Raw genomic sequence first — 477 nt, 5'->3', positions numbered from 1 at the left:
GTGCACCGCAACGTGGCGAACGTGGTGGTGCCCACGGATCTGAACTGCCTCTCCACCATCCAGTATGCGGTGGACCAGCTGCAGGTGGAGCACCTGATGGTGGTGGGCCATTACGGCTGCGGCGGCGTGCGCGCGGCGCTGGAGGACATCCGCGTCGGGCTCGCCGACAACTGGATCCGCCACGTGAAGGACGTGCGCGACCGCCACAAGGCGCTGATCGCCGCGACGCCCGTGGAATGGCAGATGGACGTGCTGTGCGAGCTGAATGCGATCGAGCAGGTGATGAACACGGCCCAGACGACGGTGATCGCCGACGCCTGGGCGCGGGGGCAGACGGTGACGCTGCATGGCTGGTGCTACGGCTTGAAGGACGGGCTGATCAACAACCTGAACATGACCGTGTCGGGGACGCAGAACCTGGATGCGGTCTACCAGCGCGCGGTGCAGGGGGTGGCGGACCGCCGCCGAGGGTAGAAC

At 67.1% G+C, this 477-nt stretch carries 1 protein-coding gene; it reads left to right on the top strand.

The genetic code is table 11. The features are described from left to right. Positions 1–474 (top strand): carbonic anhydrase (locus GVL52_RS31915; protein WP_160012716.1); only part of this gene is annotated, 474 nt, incomplete at its 5' end. Positions 475–477 lie beyond the last annotated feature (3 nt).

Origin of the sequence: Rhizobium sp. 18055, from assembly GCF_902706285.1 — a bacterium.
Classification (GTDB): Bacteria; Pseudomonadota; Alphaproteobacteria; order Rhizobiales; family Rhizobiaceae; genus Rhizobium.
Note: the sequence above shows the minus strand (reverse complement) of the source record. Positions and strands in the feature narration are given on the sequence as shown.